The 12278-nt window shown below is 61.3% G+C and carries 10 protein-coding genes; 8 read left to right on the top strand and 2 right to left on the bottom strand.

Annotated features, from left to right (window positions below; all coding sequences use genetic code 11):
• Positions 1–71: 71 nt before the first annotated feature.
• Entirely contained in the window at positions 72–911 is an 840-nt protein-coding gene (locus tag ABIB44_RS11885; protein WP_354584887.1) for a hypothetical protein, read from the bottom strand.
• 199 nt (positions 912–1110) lie between these two features.
• On the opposite strand from ABIB44_RS11885, the gene ABIB44_RS11880 reads away from it, so the two are divergent.
• Together ABIB44_RS11880 and ABIB44_RS11875 are read left to right on the top strand one after the other, a co-directional pair.
• Positions 1111–1722, top strand: coding sequence for a DUF4142 domain-containing protein (locus ABIB44_RS11880; RefSeq protein ID WP_354584886.1), 612 nt, complete (start codon positions 1111–1113; stop codon positions 1720–1722).
• 251 nt (positions 1723–1973) lie between these two features.
• The gene (locus tag ABIB44_RS11875) at positions 1974–2528 is read left to right on the top strand and encodes a DUF4142 domain-containing protein (protein WP_354584885.1); all 555 of its coding nucleotides are present in this window, start codon (positions 1974–1976) and stop codon (positions 2526–2528) included.
• A 93-nt stretch (positions 2529–2621) separates the two neighbouring features.
• Here the strand turns inward: ABIB44_RS11875 and uvrA are convergent, their stop codons facing one another.
• Complete coding sequence (uvrA, locus tag ABIB44_RS11870) at positions 2622–5657, bottom strand: excinuclease ABC subunit UvrA (protein ID WP_354584884.1); 3036 nt, start codon at positions 5655–5657, stop codon at positions 2622–2624.
• A 396-nt stretch (positions 5658–6053) separates the two neighbouring features.
• On the opposite strand from uvrA, the gene ABIB44_RS11865 reads away from it, so the two are divergent.
• The 6 genes from ABIB44_RS11865 (at position 6054) to ABIB44_RS11840 (ending at position 12257) form a co-directional block, all read left to right on the top strand.
• The gene (locus ABIB44_RS11865) at positions 6054–6818 is read left to right on the top strand and encodes a hypothetical protein (RefSeq protein WP_354584883.1); all 765 of its coding nucleotides are present in this window, start codon (positions 6054–6056) and stop codon (positions 6816–6818) included.
• Between the two features lie 102 nt (positions 6819–6920).
• Positions 6921–7430: a hypothetical protein gene (locus ABIB44_RS11860; protein WP_354584882.1), complete on the top strand. Its 510-nt coding sequence runs from the start codon at positions 6921–6923 to the stop codon at positions 7428–7430.
• A gap of 87 nt (positions 7431–7517) precedes the next feature.
• Complete coding sequence (locus ABIB44_RS11855) at positions 7518–8030, top strand: hypothetical protein (RefSeq protein ID WP_354584881.1); 513 nt, start codon at positions 7518–7520, stop codon at positions 8028–8030.
• A 64-nt stretch (positions 8031–8094) separates the two neighbouring features.
• Positions 8095–9570 carry an MBOAT family O-acyltransferase gene (locus ABIB44_RS11850; protein WP_354584880.1) on the top strand — a complete coding sequence of 492 codons (1476 nt, stop codon included), beginning with the start codon at positions 8095–8097 and terminating at the stop codon, positions 9568–9570.
• A gap of 36 nt (positions 9571–9606) precedes the next feature.
• Complete coding sequence (locus ABIB44_RS11845) at positions 9607–10932, top strand: alginate O-acetyltransferase AlgX-related protein (protein ID WP_354584879.1); 1326 nt, start codon at positions 9607–9609, stop codon at positions 10930–10932.
• 11 nt (positions 10933–10943) lie between these two features.
• A complete protein-coding gene (locus ABIB44_RS11840) occupies positions 10944–12257 on the top strand; it encodes an alginate O-acetyltransferase AlgX-related protein (RefSeq protein ID WP_354584878.1) in 1314 nt (437 codons plus the stop codon).
• The last annotated feature ends 21 nt before the right edge of the window (positions 12258–12278 follow it).

Here is a 12278-nt window from a genome sequence, read left to right as displayed (position 1 = left end):
CTGGCATGAACAAAAAGAGCCGCCCTTGCATAGGCGGCTCTTTTGCTTTCGCAGAGAAAAGGGCGCGAAAATTAACGCAGCTGAATGGTGCGGGTGTGGCCGTTCACGGTAACGGTGGCCACGTTGTCGCAGGTGCCGGTGCCGTAGTCAAGCGTCATCGCCTTGCTGTTGGTATTGGTGATGAGTGTGGTACCCTGCACAAAATACTTGGGGCAGTCGGCGCGCTTGATGAGCGGGTTCTGGATGGTGGCGGAGTAGCCCACGTTTTTGCGGTTGGTGCCGGTAGCCGAGCCGGTTACACTGTAGATGTCGTCGGCAACCTGCGGGGTGCCAAAGCCGGCGGTGCGGGTGAAGGTCCAGTTGGCCGTCCAGGAGTGGGTGCCGCCGTTGTTGGCGCGGATGATGCTGGCGTTGGTGACATCGACGGTAAACGAGCCGCTGCCTATGTCGGTGAAGGTGCGGGTAGCAGTGTGCTGGTTGTCGTTCACGAAGTACGCTTCGCGGGTAACCACGGCACCGGCCGTGCGCCGATTCACGTCGGTAGTGAAGCGCACCATAATCTTACCGCGGCGGTAGCGGCCATCGGCGCACAGGCAGTTGGTGGGGCCGAAATCGATGGTGAGGGTTTTGTTGGCGAAGTCGTAGCTGCGGGTGGCGCAGCTACCGAAGCGGGCGCGGAATTCGGCATCGGTGATGATATTGGGCGAACCCTGAACCTGGGCGTCGGTAGGGCCAGCCATCTGCATGGCTTCCGAGCTCATGGCCGTTTCGGAGTTATCGTCGGTGCGGTCTTCGGCCGTGGTGATGTCGTCGGTGGGGGTGGCGTCGTTGTTGCGGTTGCAGCTGGTGGTGAGCAGGGCGGCGCTTGTCAAGCAGGCCAGGGCGAAGGAACGGAGAGTGGCGGTACGCATAACGAGACGTGAAAAATAGGTGGAGAATGAAGTGAGAAACCGAACGGAGTACTGCGTTTGTGGCCGGTTGGAAGCGGAAGATAGCGCCGGGTTTAAGCAGCCAAAAAAAATATTGCGCCGGTTTCGGCCAAACCTCGGTTTCGGCCGGCCGTATAGCCTGCACGCCCGGCCAAAGGAGCCAGACGCCCCCGGTTCGCCCATGCCTATTTCCCTGAATTATACGCCTCTGCCCCGCCAGCTATTCTGGCTGCTGCTGCTAGCCCTGCCCCTCCTCAGCAACTGCTCGGGCAACGGCTCCAATGCTGATGCCGTGGACACGGCCATGACCCAGAACGAGAAGAAAATCGACACGGCCGACATTACCAAAAAGCAGGAGGCCGATGCCGAATTTCTCGTCGAAAGCACCAGCAACGCCCTGCTCGAAGTGGAGCTGGGCAAGCTGGCACAGGCCCGCGCCACCGCGCCGGCCGTCCGCAGCTATGGGGCCCGCCTGGTGCCGCAGCGGCTGGAGCTATTGGCCACGCTACGCGCCCTGGCTACTGCCAAAGGCCTGACGGTGCCCGCCGCGCTCGGCGGCGACGAGCAGGAAGCCTACCACGAGGCCAGCACCCAAACCGGCGCGCAGCTCGACAAGCAGCTGATGGCCCTGCTGGTGAAAGCCCAGAAGCAGGACGAGGACAACTTCGACGATATGAGCGATGATGCCTACGATGGCGACATTCGCGGCTTCGCGGCTAAATTCCACGGCCCCGTGGAGCAGCAGCTGGATGCCGCCAAAGAAGCTGCCGACGTGGCCGACAAGCTGCCGTAACCAAACAAATGGGGGTTGAGCCCCCACGCATGACTGCCTTTTTGCTAAAGTTGCCTTTGCGCGACTACTTACCCCCCAACAGCTAAAAAAAACCGCCTCAGAAGCGGCTTTTTTTAGCTGTTTCAGCTTGCGCTCGTAAAGAACAGTGTAAGATTCCCCGACTGGCCCAACGTGGCCCGGCTTTCACACCCAATAGTTCGTTTATGAAAAAGCAAGTCAAAATCCTCCTTCTTTCTTTTACCATCGCTGGTTTGACGGCCTGTTCTGGCACGCAGGATGCCGTGGAGCAAGCTAATAAAACCAACGAGCGCCGCAATGAATCGGTGGCTGCCGCCATCGAAACGCCCGCCCAGGTGAAGGCCCGGCTCGACTACGATGCCGATTTCGCAGTAGCCGCTTCCAGTAGCAACCAGCTCGAAGTGGCCATCAGCAAACTGGCCCAGCAAAAGGCTATTGCGCTGGAAGTGAAAGAGTGGGCCAAAACCATCGAGACCGAGCACACCAAGATGGACCAGGAACTGGCAGCCATCGCCGGCCGCGCCAATATTACCCTGCCCCGAATGATGAGCGAAGACGACCGCGACCACTACAACGACGTGGACGACCGCAAATACTTCGGCTTCGATAAAAAGTATCTCCGCTCGCTGAAGGATGCCCATGAGCGCGACGTACAGCGCTTCGCCGCCGCCGCCACGCAGCTCAGCAACGCCGAGCTCCGGGCTTTCGCCGCCCAGTCGCTGCCCAACCTGCGCGCCCACCTGCAACAAACCGCAGAGCTGTACAAGCGCGCCGACGAGCGGAAGTAAGCCTTCTGATTAACGCTAAGAAGCCAGAAAGCAGCGGCACCATCGGTTTATGCTGGTGCCGCTGCTTTCTGGCTTCTCAATTCTGCCTTGATATTAGGCCGCAGCGTACTTGCTGGTTTTCAGCTCCTCGGCCAGGAAGCGGGCCGTGTGGCCCTTGCCCGATTTGGCCACCTGCTCGGGCGTGCCTTGGGCGACAATAAAGCCGCCGCCCGCGCCACCCTCGGGGCCGATGTCGATGACGTGGTCGGCCACCTTAATCAGGTCGAGGTTGTGCTCGATGATGAGGACGGTATTGCCTTTATCGGCCAGCTTTTGAAGCACGTCGGCGAGGTGGTTAATATCCTCAAAGTGCAGGCCGGTGGTGGGCTCGTCGAGGATATAGAAGGTCTTGCCGGTGTCTTTTTTGCTGAGCTCGGTGGCCAGCTTCACGCGCTGGGCCTCACCGCCCGAGAGCGTGGTGGCCTGCTGACCCAAGGTGAGGTAGCCGAGGCCCACTTCGTTCAAGGTTTTGATTTTACGCAGGATGCGGGGCTGGTATTCGAAGAACTCCACGGCCTTCTCCACCGTCATATCGAGAATGTCGGTGATGGACTTGCCCTTGAAGCGTACTTCCAGGGTTTCGCGGTTGTAGCGGCGGCCTTTGCAGGTTTCGCAGGGCACGTGCACGTCGGGCAGGAAGTTCATTTCGATGGTGCGGATGCCGGCACCTTCACAAGTTTCGCAGCGCCCGCCCTTCACGTTGAAGGAGAAGCGCCCCGGCCCGTAGCCGCGAATCTTGGCCTCTGCCATCTCGCCAAACAGCTGGCGAATTTCGGTGAACACGCCCGTGTAGGTGGCAGGGTTCGAGCGCGGCGTGCGCCCGATGGGCGACTGGTCGACCTCAATCACCTTGTCCACCAAATCCAGCCCTTCAATGCTGCCGTAAGCCAGTGGCTCGCGCTTGGCGTTGAAGAAATACTGGTTCAGAATCGGGTACAGCGTGTCGTGGATGAGCGTGGACTTGCCCGAGCCGGACACGCCGGTCACGGCCACCAGCTTGCCCAGGGGCACTTTCAGGGTCACGTTTTTCAGGTTGTTGCCCTTCGCACCCTTTAGCACCAGCTCGGTGCCTTCGCCCTTGCGCTTCTTGCGCTGCATCTCGATGTGCTTCTGCCCGCTGAGGTATTGCGAGGTGAGCGAGCCGGAGTTGAAAATCTCCTGCGGCGTACCCGAGGCCACAATGTGGCCGCCGTGGATGCCCGCGCCGGGGCCAATGTCGAGCACGTGGTCGGCGTGCAGAATCATGTCCTTGTCGTGCTCCACCACAATGACGGAGTTGCCGATGTCGCGCAGATGCTGCAGGGCCTTGATGAGCCGCTCGTTGTCGCGCTGGTGCAGGCCGATGCTGGGCTCGTCCATGATGTAGAGCACGCCCACGAGCTGGGTGCCAATCTGGGTGGCGAGGCGGATGCGCTGGCTTTCGCCGCCGCTCAGCGTGCGCACCGGGCGGTGCAGGTTCAGGTAGTCGAGGCCCACTTCGAGCAGGAAGCCGATGCGCTTGCGGATTTCCTTGAGCAGCTCGCGGGCAATCACGTTCTGGCGGTCGGTCAGGCGACTTTCCAAGCCCTCGAACCAGGCGGCCAGGTCGTTCAAATCCATCACCGACAGCTCACCGATGTTTTTGCCGTCCATTTTAAAGTGCAGGCTCTCCTTTTTGAGGCGGTAGCCCTGGCACTCGGGGCAAGGCTGGGCCTGCGCGTACTGCGCAATCCACTCCCGGATGTTGTCCGACTCCGAATCCATCTGCCGGCGCAGGAAAGGGATAATGCCCTCGAACACCTCGTTGTACATGCCCTTGCCGCTGTCGGCTTCATCTTCCGAAATGCCGTGCAGCAGGCGCTTCAGCAGCTCCTCGGGCAGCTTCTCAATGGGGGTATTCAGCGTGGCCTTGTTCTTCTTGAGAATGAGCTGGAGCTGCTGGAAAATCCAGATGTCACGGTACTCGCCCAGCGGCGCGATGCCGCCCCGGCTGATGCTCAGCTTGCGGTCGGGCAGCACGGCTTCTTCCGTAATTTCCTGCACCTCGCCCAAGCCGTTGCAGGTGGGGCACGCGCCGTAGGGCGAGTTGAACGAGAACGTGTTCGGGGCCGGGTCGTCGTAGGCGATGCCGGTGGCCGGGTCCATCAAAAAGCGCGAGAAGAACTGCGGCGCGGCTTTTTTAGCGTCGGGGTCGAGCACCAGCATGGTGCCCTTGCCGTGCACCAGCGCGTTCTGCACCGAGCCCGAGAGGCGGAACCGGTCCGCTTCCTTCACCAGCAGCCGGTCAATCACAATTTCGATGTCGTGAATCTTGTAGCGGTCCACCTGCATCTTGGGCGTGATGTCGATGATTTCGCCATCGACCCGCACTTTGGTGAAGCCCAACTTGGCAATCTTCTGAAAGTCCTCGCGGTAGTGACCTTTGCGGCCCTTCACCACGGGTGCCAGCACGACGAGCTTTTTATCGTCGAAGTGCTTGAGGATATAGTTGATAATCTGGTCGTCGCTCTGCCGAATCATCTTCTTGCCCGTAGCGTAGCTGAAGGCTTCGGCCGTGCGGGCATATAACAAGCGCAGGAAATCGTAAATCTCCGTGATGGTGCCCACCGTGGAGCGCGGGTTGCGCGAGGTGGTTTTCTGCTCGATGCTGATAACCGGCGACAGGCCTTCAATCTTGTCCACATCGGGCCGCTCCAGCCCGCCCATAAACGAGCGGGCGTAGGCCGAAAACGTCTCCATGTACCGCCGCTGTCCCTCGGCATAAATCGTATCGAAGGCCAGGCTGCTCTTGCCCGAGCCCGAAATGCCCGTAAACACCACCAAGCGGTTGCGCGGAATCTTCACGCTCACGTTTTTCAGGTTGTGCTCGCGCGCGCCGTACACCTCAATGTATTGCGCCTCCAGGTGCTGCGAGGCGGGGCTGTGGCCATTCAGCTGGCCGTGCACGTGCCCGGTAACGGGGCCAGCGGCCGGCAGCTCGGTGAGGTCGCGCACGGCGGCGGCCGTTTCAGCAGCGGCAGCCGATGCGCCGGTTTTAACAGGAGTCTTCTTAGCAATTTTCGGAGCTTTAACAGCTTCGGCAACCGGGGTTGCGGTGGATTTTTTGGCCATTCAGGAACGCAGCGAATAAGTGCGTAAAGGTACGGAAGAAGGAAGCCCGCTGGCTACGAAAACAAGCAAATTGCCAGCCGCGTTAGCCAGCCCAGCGGGCCGGGCGTTGGTGCGTAACAAGCCAGCCGGCCGGTTTGTGCCCGTAGTTGGCATCGAAGTGCGGGCGGCGGGCTGGCCGGCCGCTGATTTAGGCTGCCGGAACGAGGAATAGCACCACCATTAGCATGATGTAACCAGCAGGTTTTCAGCAAAAACTCATCTTCCCCGCCCTCCTTTCGGCGGGCAATACAATAATATTTCCCCGGCCGACTTCTCGGTTCCTCATCTTGGCACTAGCCTTGCAACTGGCCATGACGGCAGCCTTAGTGCCCCGGCCCACTTCCCATCTCAACCACCATGAAACCCCTCGCAAAATTTTTCGGCGCTGCTCTGGTGGGCGCGCTGGCCCTGTTGGCCATTCCCAGTGCCCAGGCCCAGGTGGGAGTAAATATCAATATCGGCGCACCGGCCTGGGGGCCGCAGGTTCCCTACGGCACGCAGTACTACTACATCCCCGAGATTGACGGCTACTACGACCTGTACGCGCAGCAGTACCTCGTGTACGACAACGGCTACTGGGTGCCGCTGCCGCAGCTTTATGGCTACGACCCTTATCGGTTTCATCCGGTTGCTATTGCTTACCGGGGTCGTGAGCCGTGGTGCCAGCGCGACTATTACCACCAGCGCTATGCCTACCAGCCCTATTGCAACTACGGCCGTGGCGGCTACCGCAATGGCTACTATAGCAACGGTTACGGCCGCAATAACTATCCCCGTGGCGGCTACTACGGCAGTGGGCGCGGCTACAACGACCACGACCGCGACGACCACGGCTACAACGACCGCGACCACGATGGCCACGGCTACGGGTACGGGGGAGGCTACAGCAGTGGCCCCCGTGGGGGCCAGCCCCAATACCCGGGCAATGGCGGCGGTCCGCGCGGCGGCAGCTACGGCGGACAGCAGCAGCCTCAGCAACCGCAGCCTGGTGGCTACGGCAATAGCTCGGGTAGCTATGGCAGCGGCCAGGCCCACGCAGGCACTGGCAATGGCCAAAGCGGCAATGGCCAGGGCAGCAATGGCAACGACCAGGGTGGCGGCCGCCGCCATGGTCGCGACTAGCCCGGCATCGCTCAACCAGCCTGCCCAAACCGAGTATAAACCCTGCGCCCGGCCGGACAAGCATCCGGCCGGGCTATGTATTCATTTGCTCAATTTTTCCTCATGAAACGATTCCCCACCCTGCTTTGCGCGGCCCTGTTGGCCAGCGCGGCCCTCGCAGCGGCCCCGGCCGCCCACGCCCAGATTAACATCAACATCAATCCGCCCAGCTGGGGGCCAGCCGTGCCAGCCGGCGCGCAGTATTACTATATTCCCGAAACCAACGGCTTCTACGACGTGCCCGCCCGCCAGTACGTGGTGCTGCGCGATGGTCGCTGGGTACGCGTGGGCAGTCTCGCGGGCTACAACACCGCCAACTTCCACCCCGTGGTGGTCGATTACGTGGGGGCCCAGCCTTGGGTGCGCTACAAGGAGTACAAGGTGAAATACCCCAAGCATGGCAACGCCTACGGCATGCCCCCCGGCCAAGCCAAGAAAATGTACAAGAAAGGCTACGTGGTAGTGCCCGCCAACGGTGCCTATTATCCCGAAGAGCATTACGACAAGCACTACGACAAACACGAAGGCAAGGGCAAGGACAAAGAAAAAGGCCACGGCAAAGGCAAGCACTAGCTCTACCGCCACGGTAGCCTGTGCCAACAACTGGCACCGTCCTTGCCAAGCCGGTTAATTCCTACTGCTTTTAAAACCCTTCACATCATGAAATTCCTGCCCTCTCTCTTCAGTGCGGCCCTGCTGGGTGCAGCCGTGCTGGCTACGGCCCCGGCCGCCCACGCCCAGGCCAATATCAACATCAACGTGGGCACGCCCGCCTGGGGGCCGCCCGTGCCGCAGGGCACGCAGTTTTACTACATTCCCGAAATCGACGGCTACTACGACCTCAACGCGCAGCAGTACATCGTGAACCGCAACGGCCAGTGGATTCCGGTGGGCGTGATTGATGGGCGCGACCCGCGCAGCTTCCACCCGGTGGTGCTCGACTACCGGGGCCGCGAGCCGTGGGTGTACGTGGGTGCGCACCGCGACCGCTACCCCCGCCGCGTGGTAGTAGTGCGGCCGGGCCGTGGCTTACCCCCCGGCCAGGCCAAGAAAATGTACCGCGAAGGCTACCGCGAAGGCCGGTACGACCGTGATGACCGCGACGACGACCGCGGCCACGGCAAAGGCCACGGCAAAGGCCACGGCCGTGGGCACGACCGCGACGACGACTAATCATCGCGCACGGCTTCGGCTTTATTCACCCGCATCAGAACCTGCTACCCGGCAGGTTCTTTTTTTGCCTCCCCGTTCCGGTTGTAGCTTTGAAACCCTCTACTTCCGCATTTCTTCTATGGTTTTCAGCAGTACGCTCTTTCTCTTTTATTTCCTGCCCGGCTTTTTGCTGCTGTACTACGCCGTGCCGGCGCGCTTCAAGAATGCCGTGGCCCTGGTGGCCAGCATCGCGTTCTACGCCTGGGGCGGGCTGAACTTTCTGGCGCTGTTTCTGGCCTCGGTGGTGGTCAACTTCGTGCTCATCCGCTTCATGGATGCCACGCCGGAGCGCTGGAAGCAACGCATATTCCTGATTATGAGCATTGTCATTAATGTGGGCATGCTCTTCTACTTCAAGTACGCCAACTTCTTTCTGGACAATGCCAGCGCCATCCGGGGCCACTTTGGCGGGCCGCCGCTCACCTGGGAAAAGGTGGTGCTGCCCATCGGCATCTCCTTTTTCACCTTCGAGAAGCTGACCTACACCATCGACGTGTACCGGGGCGTGAACAAGCCGCTGAAGTCGTTCTGGGACTTTATGCTCTACATCATGCTGTTTCCGAAGATGATTGCCGGGCCCATCGTGCGCTTCCACGAAATTGCGGGCCAGCTCACCGACCGCAGCGCCTTCGACACCGTGGACCAGAAGCTGGCCGGCCTGTTTCGGTTCGTGATTGGCCTGGCCAAAAAGGTGTTGATTGCCAACGTGCTGGGCGAGCAGGCCGACCTGATTTTTAAGATGGACCCGGCCACGCTCTCCGCGCCGCTGGCCTGGCTGGGGGCTGTGGCCTACACCTTCCAGATTTACTTCGACTTTTCGGGCTATTCCGACATGGCCATTGGCCTGGGCCGGATGATGGGCTTCCAGTTTCCCGAAAACTTCAACAACCCCTACATCTCGCGCTCCATCACCGAGTTCTGGCAGCGCTGGCACATCACGCTGGGCCGCTGGATGCGCGACTACCTCTACATTCCGCTCGGCGGCAACCGCGTAAATCCCAGCCGCCTCTACGTCAACCTCTGGACGGTGTTCATCCTGTCGGGATTCTGGCACGGCGCGGCCTGGAATTTTATTGCCTGGGGGGCCTTCCACGGGCTGTTTCTGATACTGGACCGGCTGTTTCTACTGCGGCTCTACCAGCGGGTGGGGGCGCTCAGCATCGTGCCCACGTTCCTCATTACCGTGGTGGGCTGGGTGCTTTTCCGGTCCGAAACGCTGAGTGGGGCCCTGACCTACGCCGGCCGCATGTTTGCGGGCAGCACGGCCAGCCTGCCTTACTTCACACCCGAGTTCTGGACCACGCTGGCGCTGGCCGCGGGTTTCGCCTTCATGGCCGCGCTGCCTACCGTGGAGCGGCGCGAGCTGCGGGTGCTGGCCGCCGACCACCTGACGTTGCCCCGGGCCCTGGCCCTGAGCACGGCCACCGCCGTGTTGCTGATTCTGAGCGTGAGCTACGTGCTCAGCGGCAGCTTCAACCCGTTCATCTACTTCCGGTTTTAGGCCCGGGGTGCTGCTCCGCTAACTTTTATCTCCACTGTGGTCCTCCTTCTCAAACGGCTGTTGCTGGGTGCGCTACTCGCCTTGGTGCTGGTGCCCGCCATGCAGGCCAAGTTTCATTTCTTCGATGAAAAGCCTCTGGGCGGGGCTTACACGCTGGGCGCGCACCCCGACCCGACTTGGGATGCGCTGCGCGACAACACCTACCAGACGGCACTGGAGCGCTACCTCGAAGACCGGCTCGGCCTGCGACCCCTGCTGGTTCGCCTGCGCAACCAACTCTCCTTTTCGCTGTTCCGGGTGGTGCATTCGAGCGGCACTGAGGTGGGCCGGAACGGCATACTTTTCGAAACCTTCCAAATCCAGAGCTACGCGGGCCACGACCGGCTGGCCGAAGCCGTAGTGCGCGCCCGGGTGCGCCGGTTTCGCACCGTGCAGCGCGACCTGGCCCGGCGCGGCGTGCAACTGCTGTTTGTAATGGCTCCCAACAAGGCCCGCTTTCAGCCCGAAGACCTGCCGGCCCGCTGGCAAATACCTGCGGGCACCGTCACCAACTACGACCTGTACCTGCGCGCCATGCAGGCCGATACGGTGACTATGCTAAACATGGTGCCGCTGATGGCCAAGTGGAAAAAGACCGCGCCCTACCCGCTGTTTGCGCACGCCGGCACCCACTGGAGCGGTTACGGGGCCGCCCTGGCCGTCGATACCCTGCTGCGCCGCCTCGAGCAGTTGGGCGGCGTGCGGTTTCCCGCCATCCGCACGGTGGGTAAGCCCCTCATCGTGCGCGCCACCGATTCGCTGCAGGGCAACGACAACGACCTGGCCAAGCCACTGAACCTGTTGCAGGAAGTAGAAAACACGCCCCACGCCTACCCGCAGCTGGCTTTCGAGGCCCCGCAGCCGGGCCAGACGCGCCCGGCGGCGCTGTTCGTGAGCGACAGCTTTATCTGGGGGCTCACCCAGTTCAACGCCTACATTCCCAGCCTGTTTTCCGATGATACCCGCATCTGGTACTACGGCAACAACGTGTACCTGCCCGACAAGCCGTTTACGCCCGACGGCCCGCAGGTGCGCTACCTCAACTACCGGCAAATTATTGAATCGCGCCGGTTTATTGTACTGATGACGACCGAGCACAACCTGTTCAAGCGCGAGTTCGATTTCACCGACCTGGTGTACCGCATGTACCACCCGCTCACGCCCGCCGAAAACGCCGCCATCGACGAGCTAGCCCGGCAACTGGCCCAGAAAGCCACCGAGCGCGATGCCGATGCCGCCTGGGAAGCCCAGGCCAAAGACCCCAATGCTTACCAGACGCAGCTGCGCGAACAAGCTGAAGTACTGTACGAAAACCGGCCTTAGCTTTCCACATCGTGACAAATTCCCCTCCGCCTACTACGCACCGCTGGCCCAAACGCCTGCTGCTCGCGGTTATTCTCGCGCTGCTGGTGCTGCCGCCGCTCCAAACCGAGCTCCACTTGCTGGAGGTGGCTCCGCTCGACGGCTACTTCGACGCACCGGCCTTCCCCAAGTTTACGTGGGATGGCCTCTGGGAAAATTCGTACCAGCCTGCCATGGCCGCTTATGCCGAAGACCGGCTGGGCTTTCGCAGCTGGCTGCAACGCTTGCGTAATCAGTTGGCTTACTCCGTTTTCGGGCAAACCCCGGTGACGGTGGTGGTGGCTGGCCAGGACGACGTGCTGTTTCAGCCGGTCAGCATCGAAGCGTACTTAGGCCACGACTTTTCGGGCCTGGAGATGGTGCACCGCGTACGGCGGCTGCGCGTGGTGCAGGATTCGCTCCGGGCGCATGGCACGCAGCTGCTGTTGGTGGTGGCTCCGGGCAAAGCCCGCATTCTGCCCAAAATGCTGCCGGCGCACTACGCTGCCCAGCCGCTGCAGCCCAGCAACTACGAAGCCGTGATGCTGGCGGCCCGCAAGTACCACCTGAACGTGCTGGATGCGGCCGCGCTGCTCCGGCAGTGGCAGGATACCACGCATTTTCCGCTGTTTCCGCGCAGTGGCACGCACTGGAGCGGCTACGCCACTACCCTTATTGCCGACACGCTGTTTCGGCGCGTCGAGCAGCTGACGCGGTACGACCTGCCCGATTTTACCTCGCACGGCTACAGCGTGGCCACCGAAATCGACTCGCTGCGCTACACCGACGACGACCTGCAGTTGATTCTCAACAAAATCTGGAAAGTCAAGCCCTACCCGGTGGCTTATCCGCACGTCGTATTCGGGCCCGAAACGGGCAAGCGCCGCGTCAATGCCCTCGTTATTGGCGACAGCTTTGCCCAGAGCTTCTACAATTTCTACCCCTACTACCAGAAGCTCTTTACCCCGGAAGCGCGCTACTGGGCCAATTACGAGTACGTATTCTGGCCCAACGACGCGCCCGACTCGCACATGGTGCGCGACCTGAACCTGCGCCAGCAGCTCACCGGCCGCGACCTCGTGCTCATCATCGCCACCGAGCAGAATTTCGGGCAGCTCGGCTTTGGCTTTATCGACCAGGCCTACCGCGTGTTCCGCCCCATTTCGGCCGACGAACGATTGGGCATCGAGAAACTGTACGGTGAGCTGCAGAAAAAAGCGACCTGGGAAGAGGTGCACAACGACGAGCAGATTCAGCAGCACCTGCACGAGCGGGCCGAATCCATCTATGACCACCTGCACCTCTAACGCGGCGTTCTTGGGGCATCG

Source organism: Hymenobacter sp. UYCo722, assembly GCF_040547115.1.
GTDB lineage: Bacteria > Bacteroidota > Bacteroidia > Cytophagales > Hymenobacteraceae > Hymenobacter.
Note: the sequence above shows the minus strand (reverse complement) of the source record. Positions and strands in the feature narration are given on the sequence as shown.